Genomic DNA, 17508 nt, shown 5'->3' on the forward strand with positions numbered 1-17508 from the left:
GTGTTCCAGCCTAGTGCGTGGGCGCCCTCCGCACCCCGGAACACGGACGGCCGACGCGGCGCATCCGTGAGGTGGGTTTCCGGCCGATGTGTCGTGCGGGACGGAAGTGGGTGCCGGCCCCTTGACGGCCGCATGTGTCATCCCGTCAGAATCTGTTTGTTCACGATCAGTTGTGATGATTTATGGGCCCTGATGAGGGAGAGCCGCCATGACGGTCACGCGAAGATCGGTATTGATCGCAGGAACGGCCGTACCCGCGGCCGGTGCACTCCCGGGCGCCGCCGACGCCTGGGCGGCGTCCCCCGGGCGAGCCCCGGGGCGCCGCACGGTCGAGCTGCGCGACGGCTGGCGCTTCGCGCTGGTCAACCTGGGCGGCGTCACCGACCCCACGGGTGCGTACGAGGGCGCCGTACAGCCCGGCTACGACGACTCGGCGTGGCGTGAGGTCGCCGTGCCGCACGACTGGAGCATCGAACAGACCCCCACCACGGAGCACGGCACCACCAGCGGCACCGGCTTCTTCCCCGGCGGCCTCGGCTGGTACCGCACCACCTTCACGCTGCCGCCCGCCCTCGCCGGCAAGCGGATCTCCGTGGAGTTCGACGGCGTCTACATGGACTCGTACGTCTACTGCAACGGCACGGAAGTCGGCCGCCACCCCTACGGCTACACCGGGTTCGCCTTCGACCTCACCGACCTGCTGCACACGGACGGCACCACCGACAACGTCATCGCCGTCAAGGTCCAGAACCGACTGCCCAGCAGCCGCTGGTACTCGGGCAGCGGCATCTACCGGGAGGCCCGCCTGGTCGTCACTGAAACGATCCATGTCGGACGCTGGGGAACCTACGTCACCACTCCGGACGTCGGCGACGACCGGGCGGTCGTACGGGCGCGTACGACCGTCGTCAACGAATCCGGGGCCTCGGCCGATGTCCAGGTGATCTCACGGATCCTCGACCCCGACGGCCGTACGGCCGCCCGTACGGTCACCACGGTCACGGTCGGCGACCGGACGGACGAAACCCATGAACTCACCGTCGAGAAGCCGAAGTTGTGGGACTTCGCGACCCCGGACCACCGCTACACCCTGGTGACCGAGCTGCGTGTCGGCGACGAGAGCGTCGACACCTGCCGCACCACCTTCGGTATCCGCTCGTTCCGCTTCGACCCGGACGAGGGCTTCCACCTCAACGGCACCCACGCCAAGATCAAGGGCGTCGACCTGCACCACGACCAGGGCGCGCTCGGCGCGGCGATCAGCATCGACGCCGTACGCAGACAGATGACCATCATGAAGTCGATGGGTGTCAACGCCTTCCGCACGTCCCACAATCCGCCCTCGCCGCAGATCATCCAGGTCTGCGAGGAACTGGGCATCGTGATGATGGTGGAGGCGTTCGACTGCTGGCGGACCGGCAAGACGAAGTACGACTACGGCCGGTTCTTCGACGAGTGGTGCGAGAAGGACGCCACCGAGATGGTCCTCGCGGCCCGCAACTCGCCCGCCGTGGTCCTGTGGTCCATAGGCAACGAGGTCCCCGACTCCACCTCCGCCGCCGGGCTCGCCATGGCGGACCGGATCATCGGCGCCATCAAAGCCGCGGACGACACCCGCCCGCTGGTCATCGGCTCCGACAAATACCGCCGCGTCCCCGCGAAGGGCTCCGCCGCCGACCTCATGCTCGCCAAGCTGGACGGGCTCGGCCTCAACTACAACACCGCCAAGTCGGTGGACGCCCTGCACGCCGCCTACCCGCACCTCTTCCTCTTCGAGTCGGAGTCGTCGTCCGAGACCTCGACCCGCTCCACCTACCAGGAACCGGAGCACCTCAACACCGGCGAGAACCACACCCCCGGCAGGCGCGCGGTCTCCTCGTACGACAACAACCTCGCCTCCTGGACGATGAGCGGCGAGTACGGGCACAAGAAGGACCGGGACCGGAAGTGGTTCGCCGGGCAGTTCCTGTGGTCGGGCATCGACTACATCGGCGAGCCCACGCCGTACGACGTCTTCCCGGTGAAGGCCTCGTTCTTCGGCGCCGTCGACACGGCCGGCTTCCCCAAGGACATGTACCACCTGTTCAAGAGCCAGTGGACGGGCGAGCCGATGGTCCATCTGCTGCCCATGAGCTGGAACCACGAACCGGGGGACACGGTCGAGGTCTGGGCCTACGCGAACGTCGACACCGTCGAGCTGTTCCTCAACGGAAAGTCCCTCGGCACAAGGGAGTTCGACACCAAGAAGACCACTGACGGCCGTACGTACCTGGAGACCACGGAGGCGCCCGGTGACGACAAGACCTTCACCGACGGCCCCTACCCCGGCAGTTACACCAGCCCGAACGGCAGCGCGGGCAAGCTGCATCTCGGCTGGAAAGTGCCGTACGAACCGGGTGAGTTGAAGGCGGTCGCCCGCCGTGACGGCAGGACGGTGGCGACGGACGTGCTGCGGACCGCCGGGAAACCCCGTGCGATCCGTCTCACACCGGACCGCAAGACGCTCGCGGCGGACGGCCGTTCACTGTTCTTCGTGACCGCCGAGGTGATCGACGCCCATGGTGTCGTGGTGCCCGACGCCGAGCACCTGCTCACGTTCGACGTGGCGGGCGGCTCCCTCGCGGGTCTCGACAACGGCCGGGAGGAGAGTGCCGAGCGCTACCAGGCGAGCACCAGAACCGCCTTCCACGGCAAGGCACTCGCGATCGTCCGGTCCGGTACGAAGGCGGGCCCGGTGAAGGTGACCGCCCGCGCCGAAGGCCTGCGTACGGACTCCACGACCGTCCGCACCACCCCTGCCGGGCCGAAGGCGACCACTCCGGCGACGGCGTTCGAGCCCGACTACCCCGCGGCCCCGAACTACCCCTTCGCGGACGCCAGTTACTCGGGTCGCACCGACACCCTCCCCGCCGCCATGCTCGACGGCGACGCGGCCACCGGCTGGTCCAACGCCTTCTACAAGTCGGCGACGGCCCTGCTGCCCGCGTTCAGCGGGGCCCGCCCCGAGGACTGGGTCTCGGTCACCTGGGCGCGCCCCCGCACAGTCGACCGCGTCGAGGTCTCCTTCACCGTGGACTCGACCCACGCCCTGCCCGCGTCGGTCGCGGTCTCGGTCTGGGACGGCGAGGATTATGTGCCGGTGCAGGGTGCGGCCGTCGACTGGGCCACCACGTCCGACGCGCCGACGGTGATCACCTTCGATGCCGTACGCGGTTCACGGCTGCGTCTCGTCATGGCCGGCGGCCACCCGGGGGCCGCCGACGGCGGGCTGCGGATCAGCCGCCTGGAGGTCCCGGTGGTCTGAGCGCCCCCGGTGCTCGTGCTCGGTGAGAGCGTGCAGTTCGGCCGGGCCGAGCGGGCGGTGCACCTCGACGTACTCGCCGTGCGGCAGGCGCTTGACGATGCCTGTCGCACGGCCGTGCGCCACCAGCTCGCGGTCCCGCTGCTGCAGACCCAGGCAGATGCGGCGGGTCATGACGAAGACCAGGACGGGGACCAGGAACAGGGCGATCCGTACTGTCCAGGTCACGGTGTTGATCGACAGATGCAAACGGGTCGCCATGATGTCGTTGCCGCCGCCCGCGAGCAGGATGAGATAGACGCTGATCCACGCCGCCCCGATCGAAGTACGGACCGGCCGGTTGCGCGGGCGGTCCAGCAGATGGTGTTCGCGATGGTCCTTGGTGACCCAGGCCTCCACGAACGGATAGACGCCGATCAGCACCAGAAGCGTCGGGAAGACGAGGATGGGGATGAGCACGCCCAGCACGAGCGTGTGGCCCGCCACGGTGATCTCCCAGCCCGGCATGACACGGACCAGCCCCTCGGCGAAGCCCAGGTACCAGTCCGGCTGGGCGCCCGTCGACACCTGGTCGGCGCGGTAAGGGCCGTACGCCCAGACCGGGTTGATCGTCGCGACCGCCGAAATGAGCGCGATGACACCGAACACCAGGAAGAAGAAGCCGCCCGCCTTCGCCAGGTAGACCGGCATGAACGGCGTGCCCACGACGTTGCGTTCGGTCTTTCCCGGACCCGCGAACTGGGTGTGCTTGTGGTAGACGACCAGGATCAGATGCGCCACGACGAGGGCCGCCATGATCCCCGGTATCAGCAGGATGTGCAGGGAGTAGAAGCGGGCCACGATGTCATGGCCCGGGAACTCCCCACCGAAGAGGAACATCGAGAGGTACGTCCCGACGATCGGCACCGACAGGAGCGCCCCGTCCACGAACCGCAGCCCGGTCCCGGACAGCAGATCGTCCGGCAGCGAGTACCCGAACAGGCCCTCGAACAGGCCGAGGAGCAGAAGCGTCCAGCCGAACACCCAGTTGACCTCGCGGGGCCTGCGGAACGAGCCCGTGAAGAAGTGCCGCATCATGTGCGTCAGCATCGCGGCGAGGAAGATCAGCGCGGCCCAGTGGTGGATCTGCCGGATCAGCAGCCCGCCGCGCACATCGAAGCTGATGTCCAGCGTCGAGGCGTACGCCTCCGACATGCGGATGCCGTTCAGCGGGACGTAACTGCCGTGGTAGACCACCTCGTTCATCGAGGGATGGAAGAACAGCGTGAGATAGACGCCGGTGAGGACGAGGACGACGAAGCTGTACAGGCAGATCTCGCCGAGGAGGAAGGACCAGTGGTCCGGGAAGACCTTGCGCAGGTACTGCCTGCCGAGGGAGTAGATGCCGAGCCGGCCGTCGAACCAGTCGGCGACACGCTCCCCGGACGACGGCTTCTCCGCAGGCCGTTCGACGGTGGTCACGCGCGCTCACCCTCCTCGGCCGGGATCTCCTCGTTGTTCCGTCGTACGTGCGTGAGCTTCTCGGGATTGGTGACGATGTAGACGTCGGACACCTGCTCGCCGTCCGGGGTGAGGTCCATGACCATGACGGCGTACGGCGACTCGCCCATGAAGATCACCGCGGAGTCGTCGCCGTTGACCCGCCGGTAGCTGATGTCGAGGTCGGTCCCGCGGCGCCTGGCGTAACCGGCGAACAGCCGCGCCGCCTTGTCCCGTCCGTGCACCGGCCGCAGCCCGGCCGAGCGGGCCTTGCCGCCGCCGTCCGTCCACACCGTGACGTCCGGCGCGAGGATCTCCATCAGCGCGGCGATGTCACCGCCGAGCGCGGCCGCCACGAACCGTTCGGTCGCCTGCCGCCGTACCCGGGGATGGGCCCGGTACAGCGGACGGCGGGCGTGCACGTGTTCCCGGGCGCGGTGCGCGAGCTGGCGCACCGCCGCCGGGCTGCGGTCGATGACCTTCGCGATCTCGGTGTGCGGGTAGCCGAACACCTCGTTGAGGACGAACACCGCCCGCTCCAGCGGGGTCAGCGATTCCAGGACCACGAGCATCGCCAGCGACACCGACTCCGCCCGCAGGGTGCGCTCGTCGGCGGAGTCGTGGGCGGTGGGTTCGTCGAGCACGGGATCCGGCAGCCAGGGCCCCACGTACGTCTCGCGGCGGCGGGTGATGGCGGCGCGTCGTGCCAGGGCGTGGTTCACGGCGATGCGGACGAGGTAGGCGCGCGGGTTGTCGATCCCGTCGAGCGGGGAGCGGTGGGTCCGGCGACTCCAGGACAGCCAGGTCTCCTGGAGTACGTCCTCGGTGTCGGCGACGCTGCCGAGCATGTTGTAGACGATCGCGAAGAGCAGCTCGCGGTGGTCGACGAACACCCGCGTCGCGCCGTCGGTACCGGCCCCGGAGCTTTCTGACATGCGTTGCCTCCCTTGATGCGCTCACTACTGCGACGGGAGAAGGGAGTCCGAATGTGACGTCCGACGGTCGAAATGTGACGTACGTCTCAGGCCGCTGTCCTCGTGTCACACCGGCCGTCAGGACCGCCCTCTTGAACGCGAGTACGACGCTTTCGGCACAAGGAGACACACATCGTGTTCAAGAAATGGCACGGCAACCCATGGGCGATCCTCATCACGCTCTCCCTGGGGTTCTTCATGACACTCCTCGACCTGACGATCGTGAACATCGCGATCCCCGACATGGGCCAGGACCTGGACGCCTCCCTCGACGAGATCCTGTGGGTCGTCAACGCCTACACCCTCGCCCTCGCCGTCCTGCTGATCACCGCGGGCCGCCTCGGTGACCTGCGCGGCAAACGGAACCTGTTCATCGCGGGCGTCGCCCTCTTCACGCTCGCCAGCCTGGCCTGCGGCCTCGCGCGGGACCCGGCCCAGCTGATCGCGTTCCGGGCGGTCCAGGGCCTGGGCGCGGCGCTGCTCATGCCGCAGACCCTGTCGATCATCGCGGAGGTGTTCCCGGCCGACCGGCGAGGCGTCGCGATGGGCGTGTGGGGCGCGGTCGCCGGGGTCTCCGGAGCCCTCGGCCCGATCATCGGGGGCGCGCTGATCACCCACCTCGACTGGCGGTGGATCTTCTACGTCAATCTGCCGCTCGGAGTGCTGGTCCTGGGCCTCGCCGTGGCGATCATCCCGGGTTCGCGGCGCACGGTCCGCCACCGCTTCGACACCTTCGGCGTAGCGCTCGCCTCAAGTGCCCTGTTCTGCCTGGCATTCGGTCTGACGGAAGGGCAGCGCTACGACTGGAACGGCTGGATCCTGGCGCTGTTCGGCGGGGCGGCCGTGCTCTTCGCCGGCTTCCTGGCACACGAGCGCGGCCAGCAGACGAAGGACCCGCTCGTCCCGTTCTCGCTCTTCAAGGACCGCAACTTCACCCTCATCAACTTCGTGGGCATCACCGTGTCCTTCGGCGTCATCGGGATGTTCCTGCCGCTGACGATCTACCTCCAGTCCGTTCTGGGCTTCAGCGCGCTCAAGTCCGGGCTGGTGCTGCTGCCCCTGGCGCTCGGCTCGTTCGTGATGGCGGGACCCGCGGGCGTCCTCGCGGACAGGATCGGCGGCAAGTTCATCCTGATGACCGGGCTGCTCGCCTGGGCGGCCGCGCTGGTGTGGATCGTGGCCGCGGCCGACGTCGGTTCGAGCTGGACGGCGGTCGCCTTCCCGCTCTTCCTCGCGGGTCTGGGCGCGGGCTGCACCTTCGCGCCGATGGCCACCGAGGTCATGCGCCACGTACCCGCGCGGCTGTCCGGTGCGGCCTCGGGTGTCACCAACGCGCTGCGGCAGGTCGGTGCGGTCCTCGCGGGCGCCGTCGTCGGAGCCGTGCTCCAGGCTCAGCTCGCCAACTCACTGACCGACCAGGCGCGGCAGCGCGCCGGGCAGCTCCCGACCGCGTACCGTGACGGCTTCGTCGCCGCCTTCTCCAAGGCGGAGTCGGACGTGAACGCCCGGCAGGCGGCCGGTGCCCCGTCCGGAGTGCCGCACGATGTCGCCGACCGGATGCGGGAGCTCGGCGGCCAGGTCTTCGGCCACGGCTTCGTGGACGCGATGGGCCCCGCCGTCCTGGTCTCCGCCGCGGTCCTGCTGACCGGCGCGCTCACCTGTCTCGCCGTACGCCGTCACCGTGGCCCGTCCGCCAACCCGCACGCCCTGCCCGTGTCCGAGCCCGCACTGGAGGAAGCCACCTCATGAGCATCGACCTCACCGTCATGTACGCCGCCCACGACGCGTTCCGGCGCGACCTGGAACGCCTCGGAAAGGCCGCCGCGGACGGCACCGCCTTCACCCCCCAAGTCCGCGCCGGCTGGGACAACTTCACGCACCAGCTGCACATCCACCACACCGCCGAGGACAGCGACCTGTGGCCCCGGGTGCGGCGCGAGGTCGCGGGCCGCCCCCAGGACATCGCCCTCCTCGCGGAGATGGAGGCGGAGCACGGACTCCTCGACCCGCAGCTCACCGCCGTCGGCGCGGCCCTGAAGGACCGCTCGGTCGAACTCCCCGAGCTGGTCCACGCGTTGGCCTCGACCCTCGACGACCACCTCGCGCACGAGGAGGCGAGCGCCCTGCCGCTCATCCAGGAGGTGCTGACGCCCGCGGACTGGGGCGCCTTCACGGGACGTATCCGTCAGACGCAGGGCCTGCGCGGAGCCGCCGTCTTCGTTCCGTGGATCGTCGACGGCATCCCGCCCGCCGACCGTGCCGCGTTCCTCGGCGCGCTGCCCCCGCCCGTCCGCGTCCTCAACCGCCTGTTCTGGGAGGCGGGTTACCGCAGGCGCGGGCTGTGGGGGAGCTGACCGGGCGGCGGGAGCTCAGGCGGGGCCCTGCTGCATCCAGTTGTCCGGGCCGGGGTCGCCGCCGGGCGCCCGGACGGCGAGCCGGTCGAGGTAGTGCTCCCAGCCCTCCTGGTGCGGCTCGCGGGCCGGCTCGGGCAGACCGGAGTGGGTGAGCGTGAGCAGGGTGCCGTCCGGCTCGGGGGAGAAGGTCACCTCGATACGGCTGCTGCCGGGCGGCACCGGGTCGCCCTCGTTCTCCCAGCCCCAGGTGAAGACGATCCGGGTGTACGGCTCGACCTCCTCGAAGTGCCCGGCGGCGGTGGCGTCACCGACGACCCGCATCCGGTACGCGCCGCCGGGCGTCGGGTCGAGCACGCCCTCGATGCCCTGCCAGGACAGCCAGCGCTCGGTGTCGGTGAAGAAGGAGAACACGGTCTCCGGACGGGCCTTGATGTGCCGCTGTACGACGACGGAGCCGTCGGGGGTGATGGTCACTTCTGCTCCTCCTCCCGCTCGGCCTGTTCGGCGAGCGCGGCCAGGGCGTCCAGGGAGTCGCCCCACATGGACTCCAAGTAGGCGGCCAGCGGTCCCATCCCAGCACGGTCCGCGCGGTAGTACCGCTTGGTGCCGTCCTTTCGGACGACGACCAGGCCTGCCTCGCGGAGCACCTTCAGATGCTGGGACACCGCGCCGAAGGTGACGTCGAAGCGCTCGGCGATCTCTCCGGCGGACAGCTCCTCATGCCACACGAGCTGGAGAATCGCCCGCCGTCGCGGCTCGCTGATCGCCTTCACCTGGTCCACGCTGCTTATTTTAGTCATGGCTTTAACTTGCGCCGAACCGGTTCTTATTTTAGTGTCGACTAAAGAACGAGGTTCGGGGCAATACCGGACACTCGCGACAGATCCGAACGATCCCGAGAGGACATCCGATGGCCGACATCGCGATGCAGCTGGCCATCGAGGCCGAGGCGGACACCGTCCGTGAAGCCCTCACCACCGAGACCGGCGTACGCGGCTGGTTCACGGCGGACGCCGAGATAGGGGAGGGTGTCGGCGCGGAGCACACGCTGAGCTTCCCCGGCGTACCGGAGTCCTGGCGGCTGCGGATCACCGAGTCCGGCGAGCGGCGCCTGGTCCTGGCGGGCGAGAACGGACCGTGGGCCGGCACCACGCAGACGTACGAGATCCTCGACGTTCCCGAGGGCGGGGTCCTGCTGCGCTTCACGCACGCCGGGTTCCCGGCCCAGGACGACGCCTATCGCAACTTCACCTACGGCTGGGCGACCAAGTTCACGGCCCTCAAGTCGTACGCGGAGACCGGCAAGCCCGCTCCCTTTTTCGACTGAGCCGAGTCAGTACCTGCTGAAGCACCTTCCGTCCCCGCCGGGCCGCATCCCTTCCCGGTGAGCGACCCCTCTTGAATCGGAGCACATCATGAACACCACCCCCGTCGAGCTCGCCGACCAGCTCGCCCGCGCCGCCCGTAACCTCCAGGCGCACGCCCGGCAGCCCGCCCTCACCGGCAAGCGTGAACTCCCCACGCCCTGCCCCGACTTCGACGTCCATCGGCTCAGCGAGCACCTGCTCGGCGCACTCGTCATGGGCGCGTACGCCGCCGCGAAGGAGCCGCTCCCCGCCGACGCCCCGATGACCCTGACCGAGGCGCCCTGGGTGGCCTTCCCGCCGCTCGTCGACCGGCTCGCCGCCGCGTGGGCCGAGCCGGGAGCCTGGGAGGGCGAGACACCCTTCGCGTCGAGCACCTTCCCCGCGCAGCTCGCCGGGATGATCACCATCATGGAACTGACCGTGCACGGCTGGGACCTGGCCACCGCCACCGGTCAGCCGTTCACGGCCGATGACGACGTGATCGCCACCGTGACGGCCGTGGTCGGACAGATCGCCGACGTCGCCCGGGCGAACGGATCCTTCGGGCCGGAGATCGAACCCGCCGCCGATGCCACGCCGCTGGAGCGTCTGCTGGCCCTCACCGGACGAAAGGTCGCCTGATGGCGGACGCGGACCAGTTGTTCGCGCGTCTCGCCGAGGACCTCGAACCACGCGGGGCGAAGCTCTCCAGGATGTTCGGGATGCCCTGCCTCAAGGACCCGAACGGCAAGGCGTTCGTCGGCCTCTACGAGGGCGAACTGGTCGTCCCCTGCACCGCGACAGCCCCGAGCACGCCGAGGTCCTGGCCCTCGCCGACGCGCGTCTCTTCGACCCCATGGGTGGTCGGCTCATGAAGGACTGGATCTGCGTGCCGCTCGCCGCCTCGGCGCACTGGCTGCCCCTGACGGAGGCGGCGCGCACCCAGCCACGCTGAGCCCGGGCGCGGCGCCGCTCGGCGCCCGCTAGGGTGCTCCGGTCGGGGCTGTGGCGCGCCCCGCGCGCAGGGCCACCGCCTCACCCGCGCTCTCGCCCGCCACCAAGGTGCGCAGGAAGTCCAGCACCGCGTCGACGTCATGACCGGCTGCCGCGGCTCCGATGCGGGCGTGCAGTTCCGTCTCGACCGCGGCCACCGCTCGGGCCGTCTCATGGCCCGCGGGAGTGAGCGTCAGCTCCACATGACGCCGGTCGTGGCTGCCTTCCTCGCGGCGTACGAGTCCCGCGGTCACCAGGCGGTCCACCAGGCGGCTGGGATTGCCGCCGCTCTCGCACACCAGCAGGGCCCCGAGTCCGGACATGCTGAGCGGCTGCCGCTCAGCGAGGAGCCGCAACACCTCGGCCTGGGCGGGCGTCACTCCCAACGGGCGCAGCCCTTGGGCGAGTTGGCGATTTCCCTCACGCTGCGCGGCCAGGATGAGGAAGCGGACTTCTTCGGCCGGCTCCATCGTGCTGCACTCCCGGGATCAATAGACGACGAAACTACGTTACACGACATCTATCCACTCCATCGTTGCCGCGGGGCCTGGCCGGTCGAATATATGTCGTGTAACTTAATGACACGACACAGGAAGCGGTGAGGTTCATGAGCGCGATCGCGTATCGAAAGATCGTCGTGGAGCGGTTCGGCGGCACCGAGACCATGCGGCCCGTCCAGGCCACCCTGGCGGAGCCGCCGCCGGGGTATGCCCGACTGAAGGTGCTGGCCTCCGGAGTGGGCTTCACCGACCTGATGGCACGTTCGGGCGACTATCTGCTGCAGCGCAAGGTGCCCTTCACGCCTGGCTACGAACTCGTCGGCGAGATCGTGGACTTCACGCCCGACGGCCCCCGGCCGGCCTGGCTCCAGGAGGGCGCGCGCGTCGCGGTCGCCCTGACGAAGATGGCCGCGTACACCGAGTACATCTCCCTCCCGCTGTGGCAGCTCGTCCCGCTGCCCGACGGCCTAGCCCCGCTCCTGGCCGCCACGATCCCGCTCGACTACCTGACGGCACTGAGTGTCCTGGAGACCCACGGCCGTGTCGCGGCCGGGGACACGGTGCTCATCCAGGGCGCGAGTGGGGGAGTGGGGCAAGCGCTCAGCCGCCTCGGTGCGCTGCGCGGACTTCGGATGTACGGCACCGCCTCGGCGCCCGGTGCCGAGGAACTGCTCGCACAGCACGGCGTGACCTTCATCGACTATCGCCGTCGGGACTTCGAGGACGTCCTGCGCGAGCGCGAACCGGGCGGGGTCCAGGCGGTGTTCGACCACATCGGCGGGGCCGGGCTGCGCAAGGCCTACCGAGTCCTGTCGCCCGGGGGAGTGCTGGTCAGCTATGCGTTCTCGGGCCGCCCGGGACACATGGTCGGCGACACCGTGCGCGGCGCGGCACGCGTCAAGCTCATGAATCTGCGGCCGGGCCGGCGCACCGCGCTGAGCATGGTGCCGGCCGAGATCAAGGGCGATCACGCCTGGTACCGGGCGGGTCTGGAGCGCGTGCTCGGCATGGCGGCGCGCGGTGAGATCGCACCGCGGATCGGCTCCGTCCACCCGCTGATGAAGGCCGCCGACGTGCATGTCGCGCTCGAAAGCCGCGAGATCACCGGGAAGGCCGTCCTGGTGACGGACCAGGCGTGACGGACCGGGGGTGCCTCCGTTCGTTTGGTACCGCCCTGCACTGCCCTTGAACTGGGAGTATTTACGAGTAAGTACCCGCGCGGTACCGTGAGGGCATGCCAGCTCTCAACGTGGAGTTCAGCGACCGCGAGCTAGAGGATCTGCGGCAGATAGCCAAGGAGCGCGGTACGTCGATGAAAGCCCTGGTGCGGGAGGCGGCCGCGGCCGACATCGTGCGGCACCGGGCGCTGCAGGAAGGCGCGGAGGTGTTCCGCCGGTTCTTCGCCGCGCACGCGGAGGAATTCGCCGCTGCCTTCCCCGAGGACGAACCATCCGCGAAGGGCGAGGGGCGGGTCGCCTGACCGATGGCTCCCGTCATCCATATCGACGTGCCCTGGCTGCTCCAGCGCCACGAAGAAGTACTGCCCGACCAGCCCACGGTCAACGACTTCTCGGCACTGGTCGCCGCCGTGGCCCGCCACCGTGTCGACCCGCCCCGCCTCGGCGTCGACTCCGACCCGGCCTGGCGCGCCGCCGCGCTCCTGCACACCCTGGCGCTGCTGAAGCCGTTACCGGCCGCCAACGCCCGCTTCGCCTGCTCGGCGGCGGTCGCGTACATGTTCGTCAGCGGCGTCGGCATCGACCCGCCGTACGGCGCCCTCGTCGATCTCGCCCGCGATCTGATCTCCGGCAAGACGGACGTGTACGGCGCGGCCGACCGACTGCGCTCCTGGCAGATCTGAAAGAGCGTCCCCGTAGGGGCGTTGTCACCTGGCCGTTGTCGTCGGATGGCCCGTGGCGCGCGAGCTGCGGACGGCGGCAGGAGCGGCCTGCGACCGCGCGGTGCCGCCGGTGATGGGCAGGGGGCCGGCCGTGAACAAGGCCTCGTTGAACGCCTGCCCGCCGGCGGGTGCCTTGCCGACCGGGAACGCCGACACGGCCCGGCCGCCGATGATCGACGTGGAGATGTAGTCGCCGACCATGCGTCCTTGGTTGGTGTTCGCGATCTGCGAGAGCGGGAACGGCCCGGTCAGCGTGGCGGGCGTGCCCCACGAAGTTCCGCCGTTGACAGAGGAGATGTATCCGACCTGGAGGCGGCACGTGGACGAGGAGCAGTTGGCGAACGGATAGAAGTAGTAGTACAGGCCGATTCTGGTGGCGGACCCGGAGGTGGTGCGGTCGACGCCGATGCCGGGCAAGAAGTGGTCGACACCGCTTGAGGTGGAGTCGATGGGCACTCGGGTCACCGGCGTCCACGTGGTGCCGGTTGTCGACGTGGAGTAGACGATGTCGTTGGCCGAGCAGTTGGCGCGGAAGCGGCAGTCGTGCCAGGCGACGTAGATCCGTCCGGCGCCGTCGATCTCCGCGGAGGCAAGGCCCGCGGGAGCGCGCAGGCTCCCGGCGACGGTGTGGGCGTTGACCGTGGCGACCAGTGAGGTGCTGCTCCAGGAGGCACCGCCGTTGGCGGAATTGAACGCGCGGATGGAGCTTCCGTTGGCGGAGTACGGAACCACCACGGTGCCGTTCGGCCGGACCAGCGGCTGACCCCCGAGCCCGCTCGGTGTACCCGATGGTGAGATGGGCGCGGACCAGGTGAGGCCGCCGTCGGTCGAGGTGCTCATCAAGATCCTGTTGCCGGCCGAGTTGTTGTCGACCTCGATGTAGCAGCGCCCGTAGAACGGGCTGGCGGGAGTGTTGTCGCAGACGACCCACTCCTTGTCGTAGTTCGGGCCGTTGAACCCGACTGCCCTGATGGGGTTCTGCCAGGTCACCCCGTTCGTGGAACGGCTGATCGTGACGCCTGCGCCGATGACGCCGTTGGAGCCGGCGTTGAGCGCCAGCCCGGCGACCAGCCAGGTGCCGTGCCGGGCGTCGTAGGCGACCGCCGGGTCGGAGACGCGGGAGAACGAACCGCCCTGGTAGACGGTGATACCCGGAACGGTGCCGTGCTGCCAGTTCACACCGCCGTCGCTCGATGTGCTCCACCCGAGGCCCGACGCCCCGCCGTTGAAGAAACGGCCGTTCTGGGCGACAGAGACGATGGTGTTGCCGGCGGCGAACGTGTCCGGTTCCACCACGGTGGCGTGCTGGCTGCCGGTGTTGGTGAACGGGTCGCTGTCGATCTGCGGGAGGGCGGGCGGCGGAGGCGGCACGGCGCCGAGCCGGACATCGTCGTACAGGGTGTACGTCGGATCGCCGGGATAGTTGTCGTCGTGGCTGATCAGCCTGAGGGTGTAGTTGTGCCCGGGTGTGATCGCGGTGCTCGCCTGCCGCCAGCCCTGTCCGTTGGTGCATGTCCTCGGCAGCAGGGTGGCGGTGGTGCCCGTCGTGTTGTCCCTCAGCGTCGCCGTGGCCCAGTCGTAGGTCACGGTGTCCGGGCAGCTGACGTTGTACCAGAAGGACAACTGCGCCTCCCCGGTGGCCGCGTCGAAGGTCTGGCCGATGGAGGAGTCCCCCGTGGTGGGGCTGGTGCCTCCGACCCGGGCGGCATACGTTCCGCTGTGTGCTCCCGCACTGACCACCGCGGTCGTACCGGTGGACGACCAGCCGGTCAGGCTCCCGGTCTCGAAGCCGCCGTTGGACACGGCGGCGGCAGCCGAGGGGGCGAGGAGGAGGGACGAGAAGCTGATGACGGCCGTGGTGGCCAGGGCTACGGGGCCGCGTGTGCGCAGGGCATGGGGCAAGGACACGAAACGATAGTGATCGGCTCGAACAAGGGGCGTGGGTGCAACACGGGTGCATCCACCCCTTACGGACGGATCGCATCGCCCGCCCAGCCCAATCGGCCTGAATTCACGGCCCTCCCGGTCGGCGTGAGAATCCCTGGCGCAGGCGGCCGTGGTGCCCTACCGCAGCCGCCGTACCCCCGGCCCATGTCCGTTGTCCGTGGAACCCGACGCGGCGTCGTGCGTTCTGACGAGCTCGGCCCACGGCGGCCGGACGAACGCGACCACGGGCGACGCCATCATGGCGGGGCCCCATTGCGGTGCGCCGTCCAGCCTCGGGCTCTCCGGCCACGAGTCCGGCAAGGGCCCCGCCCTCGGGGCCGCCGACCGAGGGCGGGAGGATCGGGGCCGGCGGCCGGTTTCGCGCGGGAGAGCCGCCGTCCTGCGCGGGGCCTCCGAGAAGGGCCGGTTCCAGTGGACTACGGAGTTCTGCGCGCCGGGAGCGTGCGCGGGCCGCCGGCGCGTGCGCGCGGTTCACACGGGGCGCATGGAATGTCGAAAGCCGGTGCGAGTCATGTGAGTTGCCCCTGGTTCTGACTTTCTTTCAATAAGGCTGATGTTGCTCAAGTGCCTTGTTGGTCATGAGCGTGTTGTGCGAGGGTGAACGTCCTGCGCTGGGTCAATGGCCGGGTCAGAATCGCCGTTCACTATTCCGGTCTGTCGACGAGCTCATAAGGCTCCTGGCCGACGGTCGCCGTACGGCCTTCGCGCCCCGGCCGTTTTCCCGACGTTCCGTCAAAAAGGTACGCACCAATCACGGCTCCTTTTCGGCGGAAAAGAACTTCTGTGTGCCACCTTGCACCTTGGAAGGAACCCGCTCTAGTGCACACCCCCCACCCCCCTCGTCCCCCTTATCCGCCCGGTGGCGTTCCCGGTGAATCCGACGAGAGTCTCGCCGCCGGGCTGAGAGGCAGGCCGGAGAGCGATGCCGCCCATCCCGTCGCCCTGCTGATGGCCCGGCACTGGCAGCCGACGTACGACTACGCGGTCATCTGCCTCGCTTCTTCGGCGAACGTCGCTTCCATGGTCACCGCGACCTCCTTCCACCGGATGCTCGACCGCCTCATGCAAGGCGACTCCGGTCTCGCGCTCCGGCCGCACCTCCTCGTGACCGTGCGGGACACCGTCAGGGACTGGTCCGCGGACGATCGGATATCCGGTGTTCTGCCGGACTTGAGGAAACCCGCGGGCGGCCGCGGTATGCGCGCGGCCAAGTCCATGACGGCCGAAAATCGGAAGCTCGCCGAGCGCTCTTTCCAGGCACTCCCGGGACTCGCCCGGTGTCTGCTGTGGCACACCGAGGTCGAGGGCGAGCCCATATCCGTACCGGCTGGTCTGTCGGGCATGGATACCGACAGTGCGTCGGCCGCTCTGGAGCAGGCCCGCGAACAATTCCGGGAGGGCTGTGTGCGCGCCCACCGAGAACTCGCGCCGACCAAGGAATGCAGCTTCTACAACCGGTTGCTGGACGTACCGATTCGCCGCGGCGGCGCCTTGCTGCCCGATGTCCAACAGCATCTGATGGAGTGCCCCTACTGCCGCTACGCGGCCGAGCAACTCAGCTATTTCGAGGGAGGGTTGGGCCTACTGCTCGCCGAAGCGGTACTCGGCTGGGGCGCACGGAGGTATCTCGACTCACGCCCGGGGCGCGCGGGGCAAGCGGTGCGCCCCCGGGTCGGATCCCCCTTCGGCGGCAGGCGGCAGGGGAACGACGGATCTCCCGGCAGTGGTGGACGTCCGGGAAGCGGTGGCCGCCATCGCCTGCTGTCCCGGATTCCCACCCAGGATCGCCGCGCGGCCCAGCCGGAAGGGCGGCCCCCGAAGGCCCTGCTCACGGGGGCGGGCGTCTCGGCCGTCCTCCTCGTCACCGTGCTCGCCACCAGCCTGTGGTCGAACGACGACGGCGGCGCCGACCCCACGGCCTCCACGGGCGCGAGCAGCACCCGCACCCTGTCGCCCACCCCCGGCTCCCAGGCCCCGCCCGCCATGTCCTCGCCGCCCGACTCGGCCGGACTCCCCACGACCACCGAGCAGACCCGGCTGCGCAACCTCGCCGCCGACCTGTGCCTCGACATCCGGGGCGGCAAGGCGAAGGCCGGCGCCTCGACCAAGCTGGCGGTGTGCTCGTCCGCCTGGACCCAGCAGTGGTCGTACGAGGAAGACGGTCTGCTGCGCAGCATCGCCAACCCCGAGCTGTGCCTCGACTCGCACGCTGACAACGGTGTCGTGTTCCTCGACCGCTGTGTCGCCAAGAGCGCGGCGGGTGGCGAGGACGAGCGCTACGACCTCACTGTGCGGGGCGAGTTGCTGCCCCGCTGGAACGACGGACTCGCCCTCGCGCCCGCCTCCACCGATCCCGACGCCGACATCGTCGTCAAGGTGCGCGACGGCTCCGACGTCCAGCGGTGGCGGACCGACGCGTCGTCGGCCGGCCCCGAGTCCCTGTCGATCGCGGGCACGACCAGCCCCTCGACGCGGCCCACGAGCGCCCCGCCGTCGGCCGGCGGCACGCCCGAAGTGCCGAGCGAACCGCCGAACGAACAGTCGACAGGCGTACCGGTCGAGCCGGAGGCCACTCCGACGGAGACCTACCAGGAACCGCGTGCCGTGGCCGTCAGCGACGGTGACGACAACGGCAGCGCGAGCGCGACGCCCGCGCTGCCGCTGCCGCTGCCCCTCCAACTTCCCGATGTCATCACGGGGGTTGGACTGTGACG

The 17508-nt window shown here is 69.6% G+C and carries 16 protein-coding genes; 10 read left to right on the forward strand and 6 right to left on the reverse strand.

What is annotated here, in order from left to right; all coding sequences use genetic code 11:
* Positions 1–208: 208 nt before the first annotated feature.
* Positions 209–3304: a glycoside hydrolase family 2 TIM barrel-domain containing protein gene (locus AB5J50_RS46690; RefSeq protein ID WP_369264609.1), complete on the forward strand. Its 3096-nt coding sequence runs from the start codon at positions 209–211 to the stop codon at positions 3302–3304.
* Here the strand turns inward: AB5J50_RS46690 and AB5J50_RS46695 are convergent.
* Positions 3215–4762, reverse strand: coding sequence for a cytochrome bc complex cytochrome b subunit (locus tag AB5J50_RS46695; protein ID WP_369264610.1), 1548 nt, complete (start codon positions 4760–4762; stop codon positions 3215–3217). The genes AB5J50_RS46690 and AB5J50_RS46695 overlap by 90 nt on opposite strands.
* Positions 4759–5715 carry an RNA polymerase sigma factor SigJ gene (gene sigJ, locus AB5J50_RS46700; RefSeq protein WP_369264611.1) on the reverse strand — a complete coding sequence of 319 codons (957 nt, stop codon included), beginning with the start codon at positions 5713–5715 and terminating at the stop codon, positions 4759–4761. Before sigJ ends, AB5J50_RS46695 begins: the two co-directional genes overlap by 4 nt.
* Positions 5716–5889: 174 nt before the next feature.
* On the opposite strand from sigJ, the gene AB5J50_RS46705 reads away from it, so the two are divergent.
* Positions 5890–7503 carry a DHA2 family efflux MFS transporter permease subunit gene (locus tag AB5J50_RS46705; protein ID WP_369264612.1) on the forward strand — a complete coding sequence of 538 codons (1614 nt, stop codon included), beginning with the start codon at positions 5890–5892 and terminating at the stop codon, positions 7501–7503.
* Positions 7500–8108 (forward strand): hemerythrin domain-containing protein, encoded by a 609-nt coding sequence (locus AB5J50_RS46710; protein ID WP_369264613.1) that lies wholly within the window; start codon positions 7500–7502, stop codon positions 8106–8108. Before AB5J50_RS46705 ends, AB5J50_RS46710 begins: the two co-directional genes overlap by 4 nt.
* Before the next feature lie 15 nt (positions 8109–8123).
* Here AB5J50_RS46710 and AB5J50_RS46715 read toward each other — a convergent pair whose 3' ends face one another.
* Complete coding sequence (locus tag AB5J50_RS46715) at positions 8124–8582, reverse strand: SRPBCC family protein (RefSeq protein ID WP_369264614.1); 459 nt, start codon at positions 8580–8582, stop codon at positions 8124–8126.
* Entirely contained in the window at positions 8579–8890 is a 312-nt protein-coding gene (locus AB5J50_RS46720) for a helix-turn-helix transcriptional regulator (protein ID WP_099919073.1), read from the reverse strand. Before AB5J50_RS46720 ends, AB5J50_RS46715 begins: the two co-directional genes overlap by 4 nt.
* Positions 8891–9018: 128 nt before the next feature.
* Between AB5J50_RS46720 and AB5J50_RS46725 the strand changes: the two genes are divergently transcribed.
* The 3 genes from AB5J50_RS46725 to AB5J50_RS46735 all read left to right on the forward strand — a co-directional run bounded on the left by AB5J50_RS46725 (position 9019) and on the right by AB5J50_RS46735 (position 10329).
* The gene (locus AB5J50_RS46725) at positions 9019–9435 is read left to right on the forward strand and encodes an SRPBCC domain-containing protein (RefSeq protein WP_369264615.1); all 417 of its coding nucleotides are present in this window, start codon (positions 9019–9021) and stop codon (positions 9433–9435) included.
* A gap of 88 nt (positions 9436–9523) precedes the next feature.
* Entirely contained in the window at positions 9524–10096 is a 573-nt protein-coding gene (locus AB5J50_RS46730; RefSeq protein WP_369264616.1) for a TIGR03086 family metal-binding protein, read from the forward strand.
* Positions 10096–10329, forward strand: a complete 234-nt coding sequence (locus tag AB5J50_RS46735; protein WP_369264617.1) for a hypothetical protein — start codon at positions 10096–10098, stop codon at positions 10327–10329. The genes AB5J50_RS46730 and AB5J50_RS46735 overlap by 1 nt, the downstream gene beginning before the upstream one ends.
* A 108-nt stretch (positions 10330–10437) precedes the next feature.
* Here the strand turns inward: AB5J50_RS46735 and AB5J50_RS46740 are convergent, their stop codons facing one another.
* Positions 10438–10917 (reverse strand): MarR family winged helix-turn-helix transcriptional regulator, encoded by a 480-nt coding sequence (locus tag AB5J50_RS46740; protein WP_369264618.1) that lies wholly within the window; start codon positions 10915–10917, stop codon positions 10438–10440.
* 137 nt (positions 10918–11054) lie between these two features.
* Here AB5J50_RS46740 and AB5J50_RS46745 point away from each other — a divergent pair, with 137 nt between their 5' ends.
* The 3 genes from AB5J50_RS46745 to AB5J50_RS46755 all read left to right on the forward strand — a co-directional run bounded on the left by AB5J50_RS46745 (position 11055) and on the right by AB5J50_RS46755 (position 12808).
* Positions 11055–12086 carry a zinc-binding dehydrogenase gene (locus AB5J50_RS46745; protein ID WP_369264619.1) on the forward strand — a complete coding sequence of 344 codons (1032 nt, stop codon included), beginning with the start codon at positions 11055–11057 and terminating at the stop codon, positions 12084–12086.
* 95 nt (positions 12087–12181) lie between these two features.
* Positions 12182–12427, forward strand: coding sequence for a hypothetical protein (locus AB5J50_RS46750; protein WP_327434084.1), 246 nt, complete (start codon positions 12182–12184; stop codon positions 12425–12427).
* Between the two features lie 3 nt (positions 12428–12430).
* Positions 12431–12808, forward strand: coding sequence for a toxin Doc (locus AB5J50_RS46755; protein ID WP_075028158.1), 378 nt, complete (start codon positions 12431–12433; stop codon positions 12806–12808).
* Between the two features lie 24 nt (positions 12809–12832).
* Here the strand turns inward: AB5J50_RS46755 and AB5J50_RS46760 are convergent, their stop codons facing one another.
* Entirely contained in the window at positions 12833–14755 is a 1923-nt protein-coding gene (locus AB5J50_RS46760) for a hypothetical protein (RefSeq protein WP_369264620.1), read from the reverse strand.
* Positions 14756–15613: 858 nt separating this feature from the next.
* On the opposite strand from AB5J50_RS46760, the gene AB5J50_RS46765 reads away from it, so the two are divergent.
* Positions 15614–17506: an RICIN domain-containing protein gene (locus AB5J50_RS46765; RefSeq protein WP_369264621.1), complete on the forward strand. Its 1893-nt coding sequence runs from the start codon at positions 15614–15616 to the stop codon at positions 17504–17506.
* Positions 17507–17508 lie beyond the last annotated feature (2 nt).

Origin of the sequence: Streptomyces sp. R35 (assembly GCF_041053035.1) — a bacterium.
GTDB classification, from domain to species: domain Bacteria; phylum Actinomycetota; class Actinomycetes; order Streptomycetales; family Streptomycetaceae; genus Streptomyces; species Streptomyces lutosisoli.